The organism is Helicobacter pylori, from assembly GCF_016755635.1.
GTDB lineage: Bacteria > Campylobacterota > Campylobacteria > Campylobacterales > Helicobacteraceae > Helicobacter > Helicobacter pylori_CQ.
The window spans coordinates 1,293,754-1,316,506 of record NZ_CP051500.1 but is presented as its reverse complement, the minus strand read 5'-3'; the positions used below and the strand labels follow the sequence as shown (position 1 = coordinate 1,316,506).

Annotated in this window: 22 protein-coding genes and 1 pseudogene; 5 read left to right on the top strand and 18 right to left on the bottom strand. The window is 40.4% G+C overall.

The genetic code is table 11. The features are described from left to right. Positions 1-43 precede the first annotated feature (43 nt). Positions 44-697, bottom strand: coding sequence for a thiaminase II (tenA, locus tag HG567_RS06155; protein WP_202139529.1), 654 nt, complete (start codon positions 695-697; stop codon positions 44-46). Between the two features lie 711 nt (positions 698-1,408). Between tenA and HG567_RS06150 the strand changes: the two genes are divergently transcribed. From HG567_RS06150 to HG567_RS06130, 5 genes are all read left to right on the top strand, one after another. Then, positions 1,409-1,762, top strand: a complete 354-nt coding sequence (locus HG567_RS06150) for a pantothenate kinase (RefSeq protein WP_202139528.1) — start codon at positions 1,409-1,411, stop codon at positions 1,760-1,762. A 23-nt stretch (positions 1,763-1,785) separates the two neighbouring features. Next, positions 1,786-2,271: a hypothetical protein gene (locus HG567_RS06145; protein ID WP_202139527.1), complete on the top strand. Its 486-nt coding sequence runs from the start codon at positions 1,786-1,788 to the stop codon at positions 2,269-2,271. Positions 2,272-2,458: 187 nt separating this feature from the next. Then, positions 2,459-3,121 (top strand): nicotinamide riboside transporter PnuC, encoded by a 663-nt coding sequence (gene pnuC, locus HG567_RS06140; RefSeq protein WP_202139526.1) that lies wholly within the window; start codon positions 2,459-2,461, stop codon positions 3,119-3,121. Then, positions 3,109-3,723, top strand: coding sequence for a thiamine diphosphokinase (locus HG567_RS06135; RefSeq protein WP_128078675.1), 615 nt, complete (start codon positions 3,109-3,111; stop codon positions 3,721-3,723). The genes pnuC and HG567_RS06135 overlap by 13 nt, the downstream gene beginning before the upstream one ends. Before the next feature lie 187 nt (positions 3,724-3,910). After that, positions 3,911-4,216, top strand: coding sequence for a hypothetical protein (locus HG567_RS06130; protein ID WP_164863105.1), 306 nt, complete (start codon positions 3,911-3,913; stop codon positions 4,214-4,216). A gap of 149 nt (positions 4,217-4,365) precedes the next feature. On the opposite strand, the pseudogene HG567_RS06125 reads toward HG567_RS06130, so the two are convergent. The 17 genes and pseudogenes from HG567_RS06125 to HG567_RS06045 form a co-directional block, all read right to left on the bottom strand. Continuing rightward, positions 4,366-4,739: pseudogene (locus HG567_RS06125) on the bottom strand (hypothetical protein). 205 nt (positions 4,740-4,944) lie between these two features. Beyond that, positions 4,945-6,321 carry a phosphomannomutase/phosphoglucomutase gene (locus tag HG567_RS06120; protein WP_202139524.1) on the bottom strand — a complete coding sequence of 459 codons (1,377 nt, stop codon included), beginning with the start codon at positions 6,319-6,321 and terminating at the stop codon, positions 4,945-4,947. A 1-nt stretch (position 6,322) separates the two neighbouring features. Further along, the gene (locus tag HG567_RS06115; RefSeq protein WP_202139523.1) at positions 6,323-8,728 is read right to left on the bottom strand and encodes a tetratricopeptide repeat protein; all 2,406 of its coding nucleotides are present in this window, start codon (positions 8,726-8,728) and stop codon (positions 6,323-6,325) included. Beyond that, positions 8,718-10,190: an NADH-quinone oxidoreductase subunit NuoN gene (nuoN, locus tag HG567_RS06110; RefSeq protein WP_202139522.1), complete on the bottom strand. Its 1,473-nt coding sequence runs from the start codon at positions 10,188-10,190 to the stop codon at positions 8,718-8,720. The genes HG567_RS06115 and nuoN overlap by 11 nt, the downstream gene beginning before the upstream one ends. Further along, a complete protein-coding gene (locus tag HG567_RS06105; RefSeq protein WP_202139521.1) occupies positions 10,177-11,715 on the bottom strand; it encodes an NADH-quinone oxidoreductase subunit M in 1,539 nt (512 codons plus the stop codon). Before HG567_RS06105 ends, nuoN begins: the two co-directional genes overlap by 14 nt. 3 nt (positions 11,716-11,718) lie before the next feature. Beyond that, positions 11,719-13,557 carry an NADH-quinone oxidoreductase subunit L gene (gene nuoL / locus HG567_RS06100; protein ID WP_202139520.1) on the bottom strand — a complete coding sequence of 613 codons (1,839 nt, stop codon included), beginning with the start codon at positions 13,555-13,557 and terminating at the stop codon, positions 11,719-11,721. Positions 13,558-13,559: 2 nt separating this feature from the next. After that, positions 13,560-13,862, bottom strand: coding sequence for an NADH-quinone oxidoreductase subunit NuoK (gene nuoK / locus HG567_RS06095; RefSeq protein ID WP_000579759.1), 303 nt, complete (start codon positions 13,860-13,862; stop codon positions 13,560-13,562). Next, entirely contained in the window at positions 13,859-14,407 is a 549-nt protein-coding gene (locus HG567_RS06090; RefSeq protein WP_000464231.1) for an NADH-quinone oxidoreductase subunit J, read from the bottom strand. The genes nuoK and HG567_RS06090 overlap by 4 nt, the downstream gene beginning before the upstream one ends. Further along, positions 14,400-15,062, bottom strand: a complete 663-nt coding sequence (gene nuoI / locus HG567_RS06085) for an NADH-quinone oxidoreductase subunit NuoI (RefSeq protein ID WP_128078668.1) — start codon at positions 15,060-15,062, stop codon at positions 14,400-14,402. Before nuoI ends, HG567_RS06090 begins: the two co-directional genes overlap by 8 nt. A 9-nt stretch (positions 15,063-15,071) precedes the next feature. Beyond that, positions 15,072-16,061 carry an NADH-quinone oxidoreductase subunit NuoH gene (gene nuoH, locus HG567_RS06080; RefSeq protein ID WP_202163753.1) on the bottom strand — a complete coding sequence of 330 codons (990 nt, stop codon included), beginning with the start codon at positions 16,059-16,061 and terminating at the stop codon, positions 15,072-15,074. Then, entirely contained in the window at positions 16,058-18,622 is a 2,565-nt protein-coding gene (locus HG567_RS06075; protein ID WP_202163752.1) for an NADH-quinone oxidoreductase subunit G, read from the bottom strand. The genes nuoH and HG567_RS06075 overlap by 4 nt, the downstream gene beginning before the upstream one ends. Beyond that, positions 18,619-19,605, bottom strand: a complete 987-nt coding sequence (locus HG567_RS06070; RefSeq protein ID WP_202140249.1) for a hypothetical protein — start codon at positions 19,603-19,605, stop codon at positions 18,619-18,621. Before HG567_RS06070 ends, HG567_RS06075 begins: the two co-directional genes overlap by 4 nt. Before the next feature lie 2 nt (positions 19,606-19,607). Next, positions 19,608-19,838 carry an NADH-ubiquinone oxidoreductase subunit E family protein gene (locus tag HG567_RS06065; RefSeq protein WP_000819164.1) on the bottom strand — a complete coding sequence of 77 codons (231 nt, stop codon included), beginning with the start codon at positions 19,836-19,838 and terminating at the stop codon, positions 19,608-19,610. Next, positions 19,835-21,064, bottom strand: a complete 1,230-nt coding sequence (gene nuoD, locus HG567_RS06060) for an NADH dehydrogenase (quinone) subunit D (protein WP_202139518.1) — start codon at positions 21,062-21,064, stop codon at positions 19,835-19,837. The genes HG567_RS06065 and nuoD overlap by 4 nt, the downstream gene beginning before the upstream one ends. A gap of 1 nt (position 21,065) precedes the next feature. Then, positions 21,066-21,863 (bottom strand): NADH-quinone oxidoreductase subunit C, encoded by a 798-nt coding sequence (locus HG567_RS06055; RefSeq protein ID WP_164857697.1) that lies wholly within the window; start codon positions 21,861-21,863, stop codon positions 21,066-21,068. After that, complete coding sequence (locus HG567_RS06050) at positions 21,863-22,342, bottom strand: NuoB/complex I 20 kDa subunit family protein (RefSeq protein WP_001183508.1); 480 nt, start codon at positions 22,340-22,342, stop codon at positions 21,863-21,865. Before HG567_RS06050 ends, HG567_RS06055 begins: the two co-directional genes overlap by 1 nt. After that, positions 22,342-22,743 carry an NAD(P)H-quinone oxidoreductase subunit 3 gene (locus HG567_RS06045; protein ID WP_202164028.1) on the bottom strand — a complete coding sequence of 134 codons (402 nt, stop codon included), beginning with the start codon at positions 22,741-22,743 and terminating at the stop codon, positions 22,342-22,344. The genes HG567_RS06050 and HG567_RS06045 overlap by 1 nt, the downstream gene beginning before the upstream one ends. Positions 22,744-22,753 lie beyond the last annotated feature (10 nt).

Below are 22,753 nucleotides of genomic sequence, written 5' to 3'. Positions count from 1 at the left end.
TTTTCTTCTCTTGCGTTTTTCTAACAGGACAAAAACTTTTACTTTAACTTTGATACGCCATATCCCAAAACATGTATTCATATTTACTTGTAGTGATAAAAATGTCCTTTAACTTCTCAATTTCTTGTTTTGAAGAAGCGTGAGTGAGGGAATCAAGCAAATTAATATTCCACGACACACACGCTTGAAATTCTTTGGAACTATAGCCCTTAATCCAATGCCCATAAAAGGCATGTTCTAAAGCGTTTGGGATTTGGCTTAAATTTTGCGCGATCACTAAATAGCTCCAGCCGCAAGCCAAAACAGCCGCCGTAACTTCTTTAATAGAGCCCTTAATCCCTTCAGCGAGCATGTAGCTTGTATAGGATTTATTAGCGAGAGTGGGGCGCGCGTTTTGCAATTCTATTTGAGTGATTTGAAGTTCTCTAATGTAATGGTTATGGATACTCATCTCGTTATTCAAAATATCTTGTATAGCGTTAGAAAACTCTCTCATTACCGCTTCATCATAAGCTTTAACCACGCCTAAAGCAAACACCTTAGCGTATTCTAAAAGAAACAAATAATCCTGAATGATATAAAAACGAAATTTATCTCTTTCTAAAGTCCCATGCCCTATGCCTTGAACAAACGGATGGGAAATGCAATCCCCCCAAATAGATTGCGCGTTTTGATACAGATATTGTGAAACTTGCATTTTTACACTCCTAAAATCCATTCAACGCATTCTAGCACGAAAGCTTGCGATATGGTATAAAAATTTGTTTTTAAAAAGGTTGGTGGGTAGGATCTTGCTTTCAAAAGTTGAACGCTGTATTAAAATATCTGTGATTTTGAATAGCGATTAATGGTATTGCAAGGCTTGTATTGCCTTTATGTTGTTTAAGACTGGCTATCATTTATAACCATAAAAAGGTTAATTCCATCTCGCTCTGTAGGTTTTTATTTTTAGAAGTTTTTATTATGGGAACTTGCAGTATGGCACTTACAAGATAGGAGTCAATCTTAGATGCATGGTTTCAAACCTATTACAGAGCGAGATGGAATTAACCCTACTATTTATGATTGGTTTAATCTCTGTATGAAGTCATATCGGCCAAAACTTCAAATAGTTTAGCATAAAAATAAAAAAGCGTCTAATATATTCAAAACAGGCGTTCAATTTTTAAGCGGTTGGTGTAAAAACGCAATTAAAGGCTTTAATGCTTGAAACTTAACGCTCTAAAACGCTTAAAAAATACTAAAACCATAAAACCAATTATTTACCTTAATATTGTAGTTTGTGAATAAACAAAACATCTACTTATCTTTTTTGTGATCTTTTGCTGATCTGTAACAATGCTTTTAATAGGGTTGTGGTATAAATATTCTTATCAAGGTGTGCCAAACATGCTTTGAATCTCAATTTATGAAAGGATTTGTTATGAGTGGATTAAAAACATTTAGTTGTGTAGTGGTTTTATGCGGTGCAATGGCTAATGTGGCTATAGCTGGTCCTAAAATAGAGGCAAGGGGTGAATTAGGCAGATTTTGGGGGGGAGCTGTTGGTGGTGCAATTGGGGGTGGTGTTGGTGGTGCAGTGGGGGGAGCTGTTGGTGGTCCTGCGGTTGGTTGGGCTGGCAGATTAGTTGGTGGTTCTGTGGGGAGAGAGTTTGGCAGAGAAATAGGCGATAGGGTAGAAGATTTTATCCGTGGCGTTGATAGAGAGCCACAGGCCCCAAGAGAACCCACCTATGATCGTCATTTCGTGTATGACAGGTAGCTTTGGGTAAGAAAGGAGAGAGCATGAATGTCAAAAATCGTTTGAGCGATTGGGAATATCAATGGGCAGTGGCTCTAGTCTATACGATATGTATCTCCATAAACGCTAGGATTTTTTATGACATAGATGGTTCAGCTAGCGATTCGATTTTTGACCCTAAAAATAGCTATTATATGTGGCTAGTGGGTCTAATAGCGGCTTTGTTGTCTAACCTTTTATTTGACCCACGAGGTAGGGATTGTTATAAATCTTTCCAAGTAAGATACCCTAGGTTTCTCAAAGCCATTTTTAAGGCTAGGTTTTTTGGCGCGTTTTATAACGCTGTGTTAGGATCAAGACTAAGGGATTTTTATGTGATGCTTTTAACGATGCCCTTTATTGCCGCTATCCATGAGATCTCGGCGTATTGCGGGCATCCTAGCAACTTCCTTATAGAGGGTTTGGTTATGCTTGGCTTTCTTGTGTGTTTTGGGATTTGTTCTAGGCTTTGCGCTAAATGGGGGTGGTGATTTAACCCAAATAGCATTAAATGGAGGGGGGAGTAAAAAAATTAAAGAAACTTTAAAGCGCGTTCTCACTGATTTGTGTTACAATAAGGAGCATTTAAGGGGTGCTTTTTAAAAACGCTCAAGTTTTTAAAAGGCTGAGATCAAACCCATAGAACTTGTCAAGGTAATTCTTGCGTAAGGAAATAGCATGTTAATAACCACCCAACTATCCAGACGATTTTACGCCACACTCATTCTTTCTTGCGTGTTTTTAACCATCACTAATATCCTTGTCAAAGGCTCGTTTATTAACCTACTAGCAGGGCTTAGTGGGATTTTGTATGCGTTTTTTGCCGGAGAAAGGCAAACGATTTGCTTTATATTTGGTTTTGTTTATAATTTGAGTTACGCTTATGTCGCTTATCAGTGGAAATTAAACGCTGATGTGATTTTATGCCTTTTTTTGTATATGCCAGTAACGATTTATGGGCTGTTCGCATGGAAAAAGACAGAGCAGCATGAGGGCGTTATCAAGGCTCAAAAACTTCCCAAAAATTGGCGTTTTATACTCGTTTTAGGCATAGGGGTTTTAACTTATGCGAGCGCTTTGTTTTTTAAAGAGATTAAAACGAATTTTTTATGGGCAGAGAGTTTTAATTTTGTCATTTTTATTATTGCTTTTATTTTACAGGTTTTGCGCTATATGGAGAGTTATGTTTTAATGACTTTGGGGAATATCGTGTCCATTATCGTGTGGTTTTGTATTTTCCAAATTTCTACAGAGAGCTTGGTGCAACTCTTCACAACGATTCTATACCTTTTTATTGGCATGTATTATTTTAACCGCTGGAATAAGTCATGCAAGCAGTGATTTTAGCGAATGGGGAGTTTCCTAAATCCCAAAAATGCTTAGACATTTTAAAAAACGCTCCCTTTTTAATCGCATGCGATGGGGCTGTCCAGTCCTTGCATGCGCTTCAATTCAAACCCAGCGTTGTTATAGGCGATCTAGATAGCATTGATTCGCATTTGAAAGCCTTGTATAGCCCTATATGCGTGAGCGAACAAAACAGCAACGATTTATCCAAAGCCTTTTTTTATGCCTTGAATAGGGGCTGTGATGATTTTATTTTTTTAGGGTTGAATGGCAAGCGAGAAGATCACGCTTTAGCGAACACTTTTTTATTGTTGGAGTATTTTAAATTTTGCCAAAAAATCCAAGCCATAAGCGATTATGGTCTTTTTAGGGTGTTAGAAACCCCTTTCACTTTACCTAGTTTTAAAGGGGAACAAATCTCGCTTTTTAGCTTAGATCTTAAAGCCCAATTCACTTCTAAAAACCTCAAATACCCCTTAAAAAACTTGCGTTTAAAAACGCTCTTTTCTGGCTCGCTCAATGAAGCTACAGATAATTTTTTTAGCCTTAGCTCTACACCTAAATCGGTGGTGTTAGTGTATCAAAAGTTTTCATAAGTGGGTTTAATTCTTATAAGTCTTTACACCCACAACTACCACCGCAATAAAAATTACGATAAGCAAAACAATGGAGACCTTATATTCTTTTGAGTCAGTTTTATTGAAATTTTGATTGCTGTTTGCAATATCTTTTACAAAACGATAGAGAGAGTGTAACAAAATGAGAGTGAAAAACGATGCGAACATGAATAAGCATAAGGCAATTAAACCATCTAGCCCTTTCTTATCAAAAATAGCCAAATTAATTTTAAGCCCACTATCAAACGCCATAAAGATAGCAGCAAAGATCCCAAGAATAGCAACAAAATCTCTTTTTGTGTTGTCAATTTGCCTCTTTATGGTGCTGGTTTGGTTTGTTATGCTATTAATTTCTTCTTTAAGGCTTTTAGGCTTTGTTGCGTTAAAAATTAAAGATCATAGATTAACAATCATCATCAGGTTTTATTGCATGCGCGTTATTATGGCGTTAGTGCAGAAAATACCGCCATAAGCCTAACAACAATATAAAAGTAGCCTTGTAGTGTGGTTGATAGCGGCTAAAATCGCAGGTATTTTGATAATAAAAAGGCTGATTTTGATATACCAAGCCATAAGCTCTTTATAATACTTTTAAAAAGAACTATTGGTTGCTTAGTTCTCTTAATCTTCGGGTTCTATGTCTATTGTGTCATCATGTTCAATTTTAGGTTTATTTTTTTGTGGTAAATAACCATTGTTGTAACAAATTTCTAGAATTTCTCTTTCAACTTGAAATCCTTTTTCCATGAGTTTCTTTTCTTCTTCAAGAGATTTTCGTTCTCTTTTAAAAGATTCTCGTTCTTTCTTCCTTGATTCTTCTTCTATTTCGGCCTGGATTTCCTTTTCTGCAAGTTGTTTTTTTCTTATATCATTCAACTCATCTACCTTTTGTGTTATGAGAGCTTTCATGCTTGCCGTTTGAAGATCTCCATGGTTTTTTTCATTTCGTGAGTGAGATGAGAAGCGTTTTTGTTGTTATTTTTGTTGTTATCCATTAAAATCCTTTACGATTAATTTAAAACTTTTCATTATAATAGGCTTAGCTTAAGTAGCGTTCAATTTTTGGATAACTAGGGGGCTTACTCACAAATCTTTTTAGAAAGACATGGCTGTTAGCTTTAAGTTATTTTGATCTTTTTTAAAACTTAAAGCGTTTATTAAGCCAAATAAGGCTTAATTGGTATTGACTGGTTTAGAGCCTTATTTCTCTAGCAAATTGAGCAACGCCCTTTTATACTCTAACGCCGTTGTTTCATCCTTGCCTTCAAAGCGGCTGACTAGATACGGAGTGGTGTTGCTTGCGCGAATAAGCCCAAAACCATGTTCAAAAACCACCCTCACGCCATCAATGCTGATGATTTCTTTGATTTTAGGGAAATTATTTGGCGGGTTTTTAAGCACTTCTTGCAGGTTATGAATGATTTCAAATTTTTCTTCTTCGCTCACGGCGATTTTTTCTTCAGGCGTGGTGTAGGAATAGGGGAGGTTTTTAATGGTGTTTTCCAAATCGCTTGGACTTTGTTCAAGCAATAATTCTAAAGCCCTTAAGCATGCATAAAGAGCGTCATCATAGCCAAAATAGCGTTCTTTAAAAAAGATATGCCCGCTCATTTCAGCCGCAAAATGTGCATGGGTTTCTTTGAGCTTGATTTTTAAATTGCTGTGCCCGGTTTTATACATGAGCGTCTTACCAAAAGTATTAATCGTGTTATACATCACTTGAGAGCATTTGACTTCGCCGATCACAAAGGGGGTGATGCCTTGAGCATGCAAGCGTTTAGCGAATAAAATCGCCAATTCATCGCCCGCATAAATATGATGAGAGCTTAACATCGCAATCCTATCCGCATCGCCATCAAAAGCAAAGCCTATTAAAATAGCGTTTTCTTGCATGTGTTTTTCTAGATCTTTTAAGTTTTTCGCTTCGCTGGGGTCTGGGTGGTGGTTAGGGAAATTCCCATCAGGATCGCTATAAAGGCTGCTAAAATCAATGTTTAAAGCCTTTAAAATCGGCTCTAGCCCTAACGCTCCCACGCCATTGCCAAAATCCAGGGCGATTTTGTATTTAAGATTTTTTAAATGCTGAAAGTCCTTGATCAAATAGCGCTGATAGGCTTCTAGGGCATTGACTTTCTCTGGTGTTTCTTTTAGGGGTTTTATTTCATGCTTTGCGTTTAAAAGCGTGTCTTTTAAAGCCTGAATATCCTTGCCATAAAACGGGTTTTGATTGAGCGTGATTTTAAAGCCGTTGTATTCTTTGGGGTTGTGAGAACCAGTGATCATGATGGAATTAGGGCATTGAATACCATTGATTTCATTAAAGGCCGCAAAATACGCTACCGGTGTGGGGATTAGCCCTAAATCATACACTTTCAAGCCGCTTGATTGCAGCCCAGCGCTCAAAGCTTCAAACAAAAAGCGCCCATGCACCCTGGCGTCATGCCCTACAAACACGCTTTTATCGCATTCTCGCATGATTTTCCCCAACTCCACGCCGATACTAAAAGCCCCCTTCTCATCTAAAGTGGTGGGGTAAATGCCTCTAATATCGTATTCTCTAAAAATGCTAATGTCCATGTCATGACTCCTTGTTTTTGAATAAATTTAAACCCTGTTCGCATAAATTTTGCCATGCGTTTGTTTGATCTTTTTGTTTTAACTGAACGCATTTTTCTAAACTGGCTTTAGATTTTGCTTTTTGATGGGTTAGATCTAACAAACTGGATTGCAAGTATAAGGCTTTTTGGTGATCTTCTAAAGAAAGCCTGCGGTTTAAAAGTTTGTCTAGCGTTTCTAACGCTTTTGAATAATCTTTGGTGGTTCTGTAAGCGTCAATTAGGGCAAATTCGCTAAAGGGCGTGTAAGAATAGTCCTTGTAAGCGTCTTGGAGTTTGAGTAAGCTTGTGGCATAAATTTTGACGCTTTTAGGATCTTTTTCATTCTCTAGCAATTTAAAATAAACCAACGCCATGCGTTTATCGTCTTTGAAATGCTTTTCTAAAAACGCATACAAATTGAGGGCCAATTCTTTTTCATTGTTTTGCATGTAATCTGAAAATAAAACAAAAGCAATGTCATAAAATTCTTTTTTGTTCAAGCTTTGAGCGAGGATCAAGGCGTCTTTAGAGGCCAGAGTGGAATTTTTAAAATCCCCTAAGCGGTAGTAATTGCGCCCCAAACGATAAAGCCATACCAATTTCTCGCTAGGGGTTTTAGCTGTTTTTAAAGCGTTTAGGGCAATGATTTGCGCTTTTTCTTTAAGCGATGCGAAATACAAGCAATCAAAGGCTTGGATTTCTTCTTTGAGGCTGAATTCAAAGGCGGTGATCTGGGATAAGTATTTTAAGGCTTCTTCGCAACGATTGTCCTCTAATGGGGTTTTAGCAAGGATATTGAGCGTTTTTTGGATCAAAGGAGAATCTTTAGGCAAATTTTTTTGCATGCCTAAAACTTCAGCATAACGCTTATTTTCAAACAAGAGTTGGGCTTTCAATTCTAAAGCCTTTAGGGCTTCATTAGAATTAGGGAAATTGTGAATGATTTTATCGTAGTGGGCGATTTTTTCTTGCGTGTTCCCCTCCATGGAAAAAAGGGTTTTTTCATCGCGTGCTCTAACGACAGAAGCTTTATCCAATTCCGCATGGTCTTGTAAATATTGCAGATTGTAAAGGTGGGCGTTTTTAAAGTCCCTGATCCTTGCATACAACGCCCCTAAATCATAGAGCGCTTGCTCTTTAGCTTTCAAGTCATCGTCTTGATTAAGGAGCAAGTGAGCGATCTCAATCGCGCTTGCATTCATCTGGTTTTTTTTCAATAACTTGAGCAAGTCTAGGGCTAATTCGCTATGCATAGAAAGATAATCAGGGTTGGATTGGACCACCTTATCAATGAGGTATTTGGCGTTATTAAAATTTTGATAGTTTATCTCTGCTTCAGCCCAATTAAGAGCGATTTCACTCGCGCTCTCTTTATCTTTAGCGTTAGAAAAAGCTTCTTTAAAAAGCATGTTAGCGTTGCTCAAATCAGAGCCTTCAGCCGCTTCAATGGCTAAACGCATTTGGGCTAAAGGAGCGTAGCGGGAATTTTTGTATTCTAAAAGAATGCGTTTGTAATAACGCATGGCCTGTTTGTAATTGTTGTTTTCATCTAAAGCTTTGGCGACATAGTATAGCGCTTCAGGGATATTGGGGTCAGTCGGGTAATTTTTAATCCACTTGGTGCCAATGTCTATGAGTAAGGATTTTTTAATGCCTAATTGGCCTAATGCGATAATTTCTAATAAATACAAATCTTTTTTAAACATCGTTTGAGGGTAGTTTTTAAACGCACGGCTGATCGTGCGTAAAGCGTCAAAATAGGCTTGCGAATCCATTTGTTTTTTAGCCTCTAAATAAGCGTTTAAGTCATAGCCCTTTGTGGTGAGTAGGGGTTTGTTATTCACATCCAGTTCTTGAATGATAGGGGTTTGAGCGTCTTTAATGACAATGGGGAAATTCAAGCCTTTTTGAGCGTTGTCTTTTTCGCTCAAAAAAGGGATATTTTGATCATAGCCTATGATTTGCCACGTTTTGGCTTTAGGATCGTTTTCCACAAAAAGGGGGATCGCTTTTTTATAATCCCTGTCAAAAGAAAAAAGGGTGAGTCTTCGCATCACTTTGGGTTTGATGTGTAAAATGAATTGTTGTTGGCGCATGGAATAGGTGATATTGAAAAAAGCGTTTTCTAAAGGGGTAAAACCCTCCTTAGGGATAGAGTCTATCATGCATTCTATGGGGCGTTTAGCGTGTATAATGGATAGAGAGGCTTCAATCCCGCTTGGCGGTTTTTCATTGGTATAAAAACAAGAAAACGCCTTATTGTGTCGTAAGGTTAAAACCGAAAAATCTTCCCCCCCTTCCTTGCCTTGCGTGAGCGTGAGGCTTAAGGCGTTGAGCGAATGGGAGAGTAAGCCCATTAAAAGAAAGATTTTTGACTTAAGCCACAAACTCTAAAAGCCCTCGCATCATAAAAACAGAGAACAAGCATGCTAACGCCATGGCAATAATGACCGCATAAATGGGCATGGTAGCGTTTTGGGTGTAAATATCGCTTTGAGCGTAGCTTTGTAAGGGCTTATTGAAAAACATCGCCACGAGCCAACGGAAATAATAAAACGCAGCCACCGCGCTATTAATTAACATCACCACCGCTAAAAGAATGTGATTGCTCTCTAAAGCGCTTTCAACGGCTAAAAATTTCCCCCAAAACACGCTAAAAGGCGGGATCCCTGCAAACCCAAAAACAAAAATAGCGCCCAAGATCGCCACTAAAGGGTGGGTTTTGATAAGGCCGTTGAATTTAGAATAGGGGTGATCGTAGCGTTCATCCCATGTTTTTTCCCGGCTTTTTAAGAGCCATAAAAGGCCAAAAGCCCCAATGTAAGTGAAGGCGAACATGAACCAATAAACAAACATCGCTTGTTGGCTATCTTCAGTGTGGATAAACACGCACGCTAAAGCGAACCCAGAATGCGAAATAGAACTATAAGCGAGCATCCTTTTGACATCTTCTTGCCATAAAGCAATGAAATTAGGGATGGTGATAGTCATAAGGATCAAAACATAAAAAATGTCTTCTACCCAAGCGGTATGAGTGTCTATAAACGCCCCAAAAAGGCGAGTGGCTACCACAAAACCAGCGATTTTAGGCACAATGGAAATATAGCTCGCAAAGACTGGGTTATTGCCCTCATACACATCAGGCATCCAGGTATGGAAAGGCACTAAAGAAACCTTAAAGCCAATCGCTCCAATCAAAAAAATAGCGCCCATCGCAAAGAGCATGGGGTTTGTAACGCCCTCAGTGTGTAAGTATAGGGTAATGACTTCAAGATTCAAGCTCCCTGTAAGCAAGTAAAAAGCCATAGCCCCCATAGCAAAAAACGCGCTCGCCATCGCCCCCATAGTGAAATATTTGATCCCTGCTTCCAAGCCGTAGCGTTTGTCGCTCAACGCCATTAACACACAAAGAGGTAAGGACGCTGTCTCTAACCCAATAAGGATTAACAACAAATGGTTGCTTGAAACCATGAACTGAAAGCCAGCGACAATAAACAAATATAAGGAATAAAATTCAGCGGTTTGAAATTCGTTGAAGCGCTCTTTTGAAAGGGCTAAGAAAATGAGCAAAAAGGCTGAAATCAAGACAATGCTTTGAGAGATGAGCGAGAGGGTATCCAAGCTCAAAAACCCAAAAAAGGCGTTTTCTTGCTCTTCTAATCCTAAAACCACCAAAAAATCCAAAACCAAAAAGAGCATGCATAAAAACACATTCAAATTGCGTGAAAACCTGGAAGTGAAAGCGTTGATTAAGAGCGTGAAAATCCCCCCACACACCAACACCAGCATGGGCAAAATGCTCTCAAAATTAAAGCTATCAAAAGAGATGTGGAGACTATCTATTAACATAAGAGACCTCTTTTATCTTAGTGTCCAATGAACCTAAAAAAGGGAGCGAGCGGATTTCTATCACCTCTAAAAGCTGCTTAGAGCCTTGCTCAATCGGTTTTAAAAGCGCTTTAGGATAAATCCCTAAAATTAAAATCAAAGCTAAAATCACGCTCAAAACCCCTACCTCACGAGCGTTCAAATCTTCAAATACGCTGATTTGATTGTTCCCGGCTTTCAAATTACCAAAGAAAACATCTTTATATGAAGTGAGCATGTAAATCGCTGAGAGAATGATGCTTGTCCCGGCAATGATAGCCAAAAGAGGGTAAGTGGCAAAAAACCCTAACAAGCTCAAAAACTCTCCCACAAAACCAATGCTTAAAGGCATACCCACATTCGCCATTAAAACGATCATAAAAAAGGCTGCAAAAACAGGAGCACTTTTAGCGATCGATCCAAAGCGAGCGATTTCTAAACTGCTGGCGCGCTCTTCCAAGATACCAGCGAGCAAAAACAATCCCATGACGATAATACCATGCGCAAACATCATAAACACCGCCCCTGAAACCCCCTCAACATTGAAAGAAAAAACCCCAAGCACCACGACTCCCATGTGCGAGAACGAGCTATAAGCGATGAGGGTTTTTAAATCCTTTTGAGCGTAAGCTAAAAAACCTCCATAAATGATCATGCATAGCGCCACAATGGCTATAGGGGTTAAATAAATCTCTGAAAGCTCAGGAAAAAGCGGGAGCAAGAAGCGTAATAAGGCGTAAGTCCCCATTTTAGAAAGCAAGGCTGAAAGCATGACAGAACCTAAAGTAGGAGCGTTAGAATACGCATAAGGCAACCATGTGTGTAAGGGAAAGAGCGGGATTTTAACCGCAATCCCTATTAAGAAAGCCACAAAGAGCCAGGTTTTAACCCCACTAGAAAAGTTCAACTGATACCAGTCTAAAATATCAAAACTCATCATACCGTAATTGCTAGCGTAGTAATACCCAATGTATAAAATGCCTAAGAGCATGCATAATGACGCTAAAAAGGTGTAGAGGAAAAACTTCATGCCAGAATAGATTTTATGGTTACGGCCAAAACGACCGATGAGGTATAAAACCGGCAAGAGCGAGATTTCCCAAAAAGCGTAGAAAAAGATCATATTAAGAGAAGAAAACACGCCCATCAAAATCCCCTCTAACAATAAAAGACAGATCGCAAAGTCTTTACGATGCTCTTTGACATAAATCACGCACAATAACACCACGATAGCGTTTAAGAGCAACAAAAAGAGCGCGATGCCATCAACGCCCACATGGTAATTCACGCCAATTTGATAGATCAATTCCTTCATTTCTTCAAACTGCATGCCCGCTGTTTGAATATCAAACCCATGCCACAACAACAAGACTAATAACAATTCAATCAAAGCGATGACAATCGCATACGCTCTGCTCGCTTGATCGCTCATAAAGAACGCTAATAGCGCGCTCAGCATGGGGAAAAAGATCACCACGCTTAAAAGATGTGCATGTAAATACTGCATTGTTTATCTCCAAAAAACAGCCACAAACGCTAACAAAATTAAAACCCCGGCCACCATGAAGCGCAGCATGGAGGTTAAATTCCCATCTTGACTGATTCTAAACACACGCCCTATAACAAAAACGCTTCTTCCTATAGTATCCACTACCGCATCAATGATCCTTAATTCCACGACTTGGTGCAAGAATGAAGCGATAGCACTAAAAACTTTTGCAATCCCTTGATAAAGTTGCGGGATATAGTATTGGTTGAGCAAGAGCTTGTATAAAAAGCCCCCCTCTTTTTTGGAAGTGATACCATTTTTATATTTAAATATGGCATAGGCGATGCTCAATAACACCACTATGGTGGTGATACTGATTAAAAGAGCGAGCGGGACTAGATACTCTCCAACGCTAGGGATCACTTGAGAGATGAAATGAAAAAACGGCTCTTCAAAAAACCCGGCAATGACCGCCAAAATCCCTAACGGCAGCATGCTTAAGAGCATGAAATTTTGAGCCTCATGGGGGTGGTTGATTTCGTGCTGTTTGGGTGCAAAAAACACCAGCATGATGAGCCTGAAGCTATAAAAAGCGGTAAAGATCGCCCCAATTAGAAGAACAAACCATAAAATGTGGTGGTGCATCCCAAAAGCCACTTCTAAAATCTTGTCTTTGGAGAAATAGCCCGCAAAGGGGTAGATCCCACACAAAGCTACCGAACCTATAATCATAAAGACAGCTGTGATCCTCATAGGCTTGTATAAAGCGCCCATTTTAGTAATATCCAGATTGTCTTCCATCGCATGCATGACATTCCCTGAGCCTAAGAAAAGGAGGGATTTGAAAAACGCATGCGTAAAGAGATGGAAAAGCGCGATCGCATAAGCCCCAAGACCGGCCGCTACAAACATATAGCCTAATTGAGAAAGCGTGGAATAAGCCACAATGCGTTTTAAATCTTTATTGACTAAGGCCATGCTCGCTCCAAAAAGAGCCACAAACGCCCCTAAACATGCGATAAAATAACCCACTTCAAACACCGCGCTATACAAGGGATTGGCTCTGATGACTAGATACACCCCAGCGGTTACCATCGTCGCTGCATGGATGAGAGCGGACACCGGCGTAGGCCCCTCCATAGCGTTGGCTAACCATGTGTGCATAGGGAATTGAGCGCTCTTGCCCATAGCACCAATGAAAAGAAACACGCTAATGTAAAAGAGCATGGAATAATCAGTGTTATTGAGCATGCTAAAGACTTCTTTATACTGGAGGGTGCCAAAATTCCAAAAGATCAAAATAATCCCCATGAGCATGCCTAAATCCGTGATTCGATTCATCACAAAGGCCTCAATAGAAGCGTTATTCGCGCTTGTTTTATGATACCAAAAGCCAATGAGCAAGTAAGAGCATAGCCCCACCCCTTCCCAGCCAATGAAAAGCCCTAAGAAATTATCGCTCAACACCAACACCAGCATGGAAAACACAAAGCCGCTAAGGTAGGAAAAATAGCGGTTAAACCCTGTATCATGCTCCATATAGCCTATAGAATACACATGCACTAAGAAAGAAACTAAAGTGACCACGACAATCATGACTGCATTGATATTATCCAGCATGAGGGAAAAGCCGACTTTAAAATTCCCCACCACGATCCAGTCAAATAAATATTTTTCATAGCTTTGATGATGCCATGCTTGAACGAAAAGAACCACCGCACCAATGAAAGAAACCAACACGCACAAAGAATTGAAAACGCCCACATGCAACGCTTTAGCTTTAGCCCCAAACAGCCCCGCATAAATTGCACCGATTAAGGGCAAAAACAACACCACTGACAGCAAAGAAGAATATTGCATGCTTAACCTTTCATAGCGTTTAAAGAATCAATGTCTAAGCTCTTGTATTTCTTAAACCACAAAATCACCAAGCCCAAACCAATAGCCACCTCACTAGCGGCAATAGCGATAATAAAGAGCGCGAACATCTGCCCGTCTAAATTGTGTGTGTATTTAGAGATCGCTACAAAACCGATATTGATCGCATTGAGCATGATTTCTGTAGAAAAAAAGAGTAATAGAATGTTTTTGCGTTTCAGCATGCCCGCTAAGCCAATGCAAAAGAGCAACCCTGAAACAATCAAATAGTGGTTCAACCCTATCATAGAGATTCCTTTATAAATTGCGTGTGATTTTTCCCATGGATTTTTTGAATCCCTGTAGCGATGCCTCCAACCATAGCGACTAAAAGCATTAAAGCCGCCGCTTCAAAGGGAATGAGGTAATTGGTGAAAAGCACATAACCAATCGCTTTAATGTTGGGGATTTGCGTATCAATAGCGTTGGAATTGACTTGATTAGAAAGGTTTTCGCCAATGCTAGGAGCGCTTAAAATCAAGGTGAGCAACAGCGCCACGCCAAATGAAAGCACACACAGGATTTTAGGGCTTTGCTTGCGTTCAACGACTTCTGCAGCGGAGTTGAAAAACATCATGCCAAACGCATACATCACAATGACCGCGCCCACATATACCGTGATTTGTACCACGCCCAAAAACTCAGCGTCTAGCAAAAAGAAAAAAGCAGAGATAAAAACCATGCTGCTAGCAAGAGCGGTAATGGCATAGAGGATATTCGTGGTGGTGATCACCACTAACGCCATGCTCAAAGTAAGGATCGCAAAGAAATAAAAGGCAATGGTTTCAAACATTTTCATCCCCTTTATGGCTTTCTGGGTTTGTTGGAGACTCTTCTTTGGATTCTTCTTTTGAGGGCTCTTGGACATAATCTAAAGGGGTGGCTTGCATGCGTTCATTGTAATTAGGGCTTACCGCACCAAAGCCTAAAAACTCGGCATGCGAGCAGTTTTTAGCGTCTTGTTCGCTCGTTAAAAACTCGCTTTTAGAGCCGTATTGGGAGCGTTGGGTGCTGGCGTTTTCAAACCGATTCCCCATAACGATCGCCAATTCTGGGCAAACTTCCGCGCACAACCCGCAATAAATGCAACGCCCCAAATTGATCGTGTAAGAATCGATCTTTTTGCGGTTGTCTTCGCCTTTATGCGTGATGATCCTTATGCAATTGCTCGTGCAAATCTTTTCGCACAGCCCACAACCTATACACCTTTCAGAGCCTGAGTCTAAAAGCCGTTGCAGATTATGCACCGCGCGATAGCGTGGGCTTAAAGGGAGTTGTTCCATAGGGTAATGGATGGTTACGCTTGGGCTAAAAAATTCCTTGATCGTAAGTCCTAACCCTTTGAATAGATCCAAACCCAAGCTCGTTTTAATGGTGTCTTTAAACTGCTCGGTCGTGCTATGGATTTCGGCTCGTTTAGGAAGTTGCTTGTATTCTTGTTTGGCCATAAAACCTCCTTAAATTAAAATAACAATGCCCGTTAGCACGATGTTCAATAGCGCTAAAGGCAGCATGATTTTCCAGCACATGTTCATCAACTGATCGGGCCTTACATGCGGATAAGTCGCTCTAACCCACATGGACAAAAAGACAAAAAAGCCCGCTTTGATTAAAATCGCTATTCCCCCAGGGATAAAGCCCCATGCGTTAAACCCGCCAAAAAACACAATAGAAATCACAAAAGAAAAAGCGAATAAATGCACGTATTCCGCTAAAAAGAACATGCCCCATTTCAAGCCGCTGTATTCAGTGCAATACCCCGCCACGATCTCGGCTTCATGCTCTAACAAGTCAAAGGGGGTTCGATTCAATTCAGCGTAGCTTGCGATCAAAAACAAAACAAACGCTAGAGGCTGCTTAAACACAAGCCAGTCTAAAAACCCACCGCTTTGGTAATGATTGATTTCCACTAAAGAGAGCGATCCTACCACCATTAAGGGGGCTAGAATGGTTAAGGTGCTGACCACTTCAAAGCTGAGCAGTTGGATCGTCGCTCTTGCGGAGCCAATTAGAGAGTATTTGTTATTAGAGGCAAGCCCGGCTAAAATAGGTGCATAAATCCCTGCTGCGCCCACGGCTAAGAAAAACAAAAAGCCAATGTTGATGTCAGAAATAAGGGGCTTAATCTCATAGCCAAACAGAGTGAAATTAGGGAAAAAGGGGATAGGCGCCATGGACACAAACGCGCTCACCATCGCAATAATGGGCGCTAGCGTGAAAATAAACTTATTCGCACCTTGGGGGATAATGTCTTCTTTAGTGAAAAGCTTAATGCCGTCTGCTGCGACTTGTAAAAGCCCAAAAGGCCCCACATAACAAGGCCCTAAACGGCGTTGGAAATAGGCTAACACTTTCCTTTCAATATAAGTGGCAAAGCCTCCTAAAGCCGAAAAAACAGCGACTAAAATCAAAATTTTAATCAAGGTTTCAATGATATAAGCGCTCATGCTTGCTCCTTTAAATCCACGCTATCAAACACGCCCTCTCTAAAAAAGTTAGAATGGTTTGTCAAAAGAGAAGGCGAAATGACAAACACCTCCTGATCCAAGCTCTCATCAAGATACAAAACGCCTGTTAATTCCTCTTCTTCTTTAGATAAAGTGATGTTTTGCCCCACTTCTTTATTCAATTTTTTTAAGAAAGCTTTAGACACATAGACACCGGCTTTTAATTGCAAATTCTCGCTTTTATTGGTAGCGTTATTGAATTGCGTTTCTGGGTATTTTAAATACGCGTTGAAAGCGATTTTTTCTTTTAAAGGCTTGATAGGCTCGCATTCTGTGGTTTCGCATTCTTTAGCGCTGTTTTCAAAATGGCTTGTTCCTAATAAATAGCCCCTATGATTAGCCCTGTCGTTAGTGAAATAATTGGTTAGATAATCAAATTCTATGGCTTTAAAGCCCGCTTCTGTAGGGAGTTTGTGGGTGCATTCTATGAGGTTTTCTTCCACAAAGCCAAAGCCTTGCATGATATCGCTCAAATCATAGCCTTCAAACCTCAAAGCCGGTTTTAAGGGCAACACACGCCCTTCAACATTAGTGATCGTGCCTTCTATCTGGTTGAGACTGGGCAAAATAAAATCCACTTTGCTGAGAGCACCTTTCCCAAAAACCCTATCGTCGCTATTGATAGTGAAATCCCCTTGAGCGCGAATGCCTACGATTTTTTCATGTTCAAAAATTTCTTCGCTCAATTGACAAATAGAAGCGATGCCTAAAGCGTTCGCGCTTGGGGGGATAAGAATGAGTTTAATAGCGCTTTTTTGGGCTAATAAACGCAACATTTTAGCGATATTGTGGGCTTGTTTGTGGCTATAAATTTCTTCGCCAACCACCAGCAAGGTGTTATTTGATTTTTGCAAAAGAGCGAGAATTTTTTCATAAGTTTCTAAATTGATGCCCGCTTCTTCAAGCAACAAATAAGTGGTTTTGGTAGGGACTTCAATGCTTTCTTCTTTAACCTCTGTCTTGTTTTCTTCTTGATTTTCTTTTGGAGCAGCTGCTTCTTCTTGATTTTCTTCTTTTGGGGTAGCCGTTTCTGTTTTATTCTCTTCTTGATTTTCTGCCTTATTTTCTCCAATACTGCACCCTTGCTCGGCTTGTTCTAAAGCTTTTTTTCGCTCTTCTTCTAAGGCTTTAAGAGCCGCTTCATCCACAATGCTTTGCTTGGAATCTTCTAAGCTTTTTAGAGCCGCGCTTTCAATGTTGAGCATCTTTAAAAGCATGCCTAAAAGGATTTCTTCAGCCCCCACTTCATGGGTGATGCAAAAAGAGCTTCGGCACAAATTCACTAGCGCGTTATCCTTAATAGGGTGCATAGCGATTAAAGAAGCTTTATTGAGTTTGAGAGCGTTATTGATGGCATAGCGCACTAAAGGGTTTTCTGTTTTGATAGAAGATCCTATCGTAACGACTAAATTGGAAGTTTTAATCTCTTCAATACTAGGGCGTTTAACTTCGCCCAATACTTTTAAGAATTGCTGGAAACGATACGCATCTTTGTTATAGATTTTAAAACCAAGCTCTTTCCTCAAGCGCTCTATCAAAAACGCTTCTTCATTCGTAATGTCCCCACCTATTCGCACCGCTTCGCATTCTTTGAGGGCGTTTTGCGCTTCTTTAAGATTAGCACTGCCTTTAGGGCTAGAGCTCACATCAAAAGCGAAACGGCCTGCCCCACAAATAGGGTTATGGTAAAAATCATTAAGCACCCTAAAAATTTTAGATTCTTCGCCTAGAGTATCAAAATGGCGCACATCATAAGAAATCAAACACCCAGCTGAACAATGCGAACAGGTAGAATGGATCTTTTTTAATTCCCATGCGTTAGCCGTGTAAGCGAAATCTTTATAGCTCAAAGCGCCCACAGGGCATACCGCAATGCATTCCCCACAATCATAGCAAGGCACGCTACCCACAAAAGAAATAATGCCCTTTTGCTTGCGACTCCACACGCTAAAAGCGTCTTTGGACATGCTGTCTTTAAATTTATCCGGAGCGTGCAAGTCGGCTTTAGTGGCTTTAAGGTTGTTTTCGCCCACATTGTCTTTGCAAGTGGTTACGCACCTTTCGCACATGATGCACAAATTAGGGTCATACAAGGCTTTTGCCCATGAATCCAACGCTTTAAAATCATCAGCCACCGCATAAGGTTGGTGCTCCACGCCGGTTAAATGCGTCATGTCTTGCAATTCGCACTCCCCGCTCTTATCGCACACGCCACACTCTAGGGGGTGGTTGACATCATAAGTTTGCATGATGCTTTTTCTTTCATCCATGAGCGTGGGGGTGTTAGTGAGAATGGTGGCGTTGTTTTTGGCTTTCGTGTTGCAACTATAAACCCGTTTGCCATCCATTTCAACCATGCACATTTTGCATGCGACTGTGGGCGAGCAACCGCTTAAATAACAAATAGTAGGGATGTAGATCCCAGCGCTCCTAGCGGCCTCTAAAACGCTTTGTCCCTCTTGGCATTCAATTATTTTGCCATTGATATTCATTGTGATCATGAAATTCCTTGAGAGTGGGATAAAATAGGGATATAAGGGTAAGCGTCAAAAAACGCCCCTTCTAAAATCGCAATCAAGCCCTTCAAATGGGGGCTTTCTTCTAACTCGCATTCTAGCGTTTTATTGGAGATTTGAAACTCCGCTTTAGAATGCTTAATCTTATTAGCGATCTTAAATTGTTTGGAAAAAGACAATTTAGGGGTTTCAAGGCTCTTGTAAGAAACATAAACAAACGAGCCGTTAGCCTCACCCATTCGCTCTAAAAGCTCTAAATCTTTTGACTTAAGTTGTGATTTAAAAGGTAAAATGCCCTCTTTTAAAGCTGTTTCTAGCAGCCATTCTTGATCTTTAAAATCATAAAAAACGGTTGTTGCGTTTGAATCTTTGTAAGGGATATGCAAAATTTCTAGGTAATTTTGCAACTCGCTTAAAAGGGTGTATAAAAAAGCGTTGTCAGCATGCTTAGTGATTTCTCTGTTTAAAATAAGCACCCTTTTTTTTGCTTTAATGATAAGAGCGATAAGTTCTTGTAATTCTTCTTCACTCATGTTCGCTTCAGAGCTTAAATACCCCACATCTATTTTTTCTAAAACATGCCCTTTTAATCGGGAAGTTTGTTCCAAAATGCCCCTTAAAATCAAGGCTAAAATCGCCGCTTCCGTGTGGATTTCATACGACGCAAAAAGGCAATTTTCTGGCAAGTCTCTTGTGTCTTGTAAGGGTCTTAATAGAGCATAGGGGCGTTTTGATTGGTTAATGCTTCCTAAAATCAATCGTTCATTTTCATTCAAACAAGCGTTTGAAAATCCCCCAAACAAAACGCACAAATCGCTTTTTTCTAAAAGGTTTAAGCTATCTTTTGTCATCTTGTAACTGATTTTAAACCCTTTTTTAAGAGATAATTTTTCTAAATAATAGGCTTCTTTCAAGCTAATTGAAGAGCTTGCGCTTAAGGGAGAATTTAGAGAGTTAAAGCCGCTCAAAATCAAGCCTTTTTTCTCACGACAATCGTCCAATCCGCTTGATTGAAACGCAAAGAATTGAGGAGTTCATGCCCTTTAGATTGGATAAATTCAGCGCTCTTAGGGATATTAGAAAAATCCCCCACTTCAAACATGAAAATAGCGACTTCATTGGGTTGCATTTCTTTTTCAATCAATTCTTCTAAGCGTTCAAAAATATCTGCTTTTAAGGGGCGCAAATCAAAGCGTTTCATCTATCCACCTCGCCAAACACCGCATTGGTTGAGCCAATCACGGTTACTGCATCCGCTAAATATTGCCCCACTAAAATATCGCTTAAAGCCCCAATGTGATAAAAGCTAGGGGCTCTGATTTTTAATCTATGAGGGTAAGGCTCGCCCTCTGAATGGATAAAAAACCCTAATTCCCCTTTAGGGCTTTCTGTGGGGGCATACACTTCCCCAACGGGCGGACGCATGCCTTGAGCCACTAAAACAAAATGCTGCATCAAGGCATAATTTTGCGTCATTATATCTTCTTTAGGGGCAGAAATATAATGCGGGTTTTGAGCCATGATAGGCGTATCGGTTTTAGCATACATAGGAATGAGTTGTTCAACGATGCGAATGCTTTCATCAATTTCTAACATATACAAACAATACCTATCATAACTATCGCCATAATTGCCCACCGGCACATCAAAATCAAGCTCTTTATAAAGCTCATAAGGTTCTTCTTTCCTAATATCATAAGCGATCCCAGTCCCTCTTAACATGATACCGCTCATACCCCAGCTTTGCGCCATTTTTGGCGTTACAACGCCCACATTTTCCAAGCGCATCCGCCAAATGCGATTTTTATCCAATAAGCCTTGAATGAGTTTTTTGCATTCTTGCATTTCACCTAAAAACTTTTTCAAGCCTTCTAACCAATTAGGGGGTAAATCTAAAGGCACGCCCCCAATCCTTATAGCGTTATGCGTGAGCCTAGCCCCGCAATAATCCTCCATCAAATCCAAGCCGTATTCCCTCGTTTTAAACGCATACAAAAACACGCTCATCGCCCCCACATCTAAAGCATGCACGCTGATAAAAAAGATGTGTGAGATCATACGGTTAAGCTCTAGTAAAATCGTGCGGATCACTTGCGCTCGACGAGGGATTTCTAAATTGAGCAAGGTCTCTACCGCATAAGCGTAAGCGTAATTATTGCTGGTAGAAGAAGTGTAATCCAATCTGTCGGTAGTGGGCATGTATTCGTTATAGGTCATGTTTTCGCCTAACTTTTCACAGCCTCTATGCAAGTAGCCAATCTCAGGGGTAGCCTTAATGATTTTTTCGCCCTCTAACTCCAAAATCAAGCGCAATTGTCCGTGACTACTGGGGTGTTGGGGGCCAAAGTTTAAAATCATTTGGTTGTCGTCATGTTCAAAAATGATGTTTTCAAACTGAGGGTTGAGTTTCGTGAAATTTTGAGCCATTTTATAGCCTCTTTTTTAAGATAGTGGGGGCGATTTTGTGCAAATCTTTGACAAAAGGGATTTTCTTAAACGCATGCTTTTCTTCTACTTCTTTTAATTCTTCGCCCTTGCCCTGCTCATAGCCAATTTTTGCAAAATTGAAAGTGTCTTTTTCATCCACTCTCGCGCTGTCTCTCTGCTCTTTGCCCACCACTTCTCGGTATTCTTTGCCAAAAATTTTATCCACTTCATACCATTGAGCGAATTCATCGCCTTTGAGCGGGTAAGAACGCAATAAGGGGTGGCCTACCCAATCATGCGGCATGATAAGGCGTTTCAAATAGGGGTGTTTGTCAAACACAATACCAAGCAAATCATACGCTTCCCTCTCGCTCCAATTAGCCGATCGGTATAAAAAACTCAAAGAATCCACGCTCTCATTAGGCAACAAAACGCACTTCACGCGCACCCTACGGCGGTTCTTACAGCTATCGCTAAAACCCACAAATTGATAAAACAATTCAAAATGCCCTTTTTTAGCGCACAAATCTATCGCGCTCATTTCGCTCAAACACTCATAACCCAAATGCCTTAAAATCGTAGCGACAGAAAAAATATCGTCTTTTTTGATCCAAAACACCGCCGTGTTAGTTTCTATATATTTGTCTAAAACCTCATGCTTGTAAGAAAGGTGGTTATAAATGACCTCATAAGCACTGCCCTCTAAATATTTTTTAGGGGTGGGTTCTATGATTTTATAGGGGTCATGCTGGCGCGATTGTTTTTGCACATCTTCATAGGGGGATTGTTTTCTTACCATCACACTAACCTTTTAGGAGCGTCTTGTTTGATCGCTTTAGAGCGTCTGATTTTATCTTGCAAAACCATAAGAGCGTATTGTAAAGTTTCTGGGCGCGGCGCGCAACCGGGCAAGTAAATATCCACAGGAACGATCCTGTCTGCTCCTTGAACGGTCGCATAAGTGTTGAACATCCCGCCTGTGTTAGCGCAACTCCCCATAGAAATCACCCATTTAGGCTCAGGCATTTGATCATAGAGTCTACGCATAAATTCGGCATGTTTTTTAGTGAGCGTGCCAGCGATGATCATCACATCCGATTGCCTAGGGCTCGCTCTAAAAATCGTGCCAAATCTGTCAAAATCAAACCTTGAACCCCCTGTCGCCATCATCTCAATCGCGCAACACGCCAAGCCGTAAGTTAAAGGCCAAAGCGAGTTAGAACGCCCCCAATTCAATAATTTATCCAAAGTGCTCAGAACAACCGGTGCTTGTTGCATTATTTCACCTCTAATTTCTGCCAGCTCAAAGCGTTTCGCTTTAAAGCGTAAATAAAACCAATCATTAAAAAGAAGACAAAGCCTAGCATTTCAATAAGCCCAAACAAGCCTAATTTTTTAAAATCAATCGCCCAAGGGAACATGAAAACGATTTCTACATCAAATAAGATAAAAAGCATGGCCATGATATAGAAATGGTGCGACACCCTATTAGGCTGTTTGAGAGCCACAGGCCCGCATTCATAGGGAGCGAGCTTGAGCTTTTCGCCCTTTTTTTGAGCCATTTTACGGCTTAAAAACCTTTGGATCCTTAAGGTTAAGTTAAACACCCAAAAGGTGAATACCAGCAAAACAAAAACGCCAAAATAGGGGTGATTCAATGCTTCTGCGGTTTGCATCAGACTCTCAAAC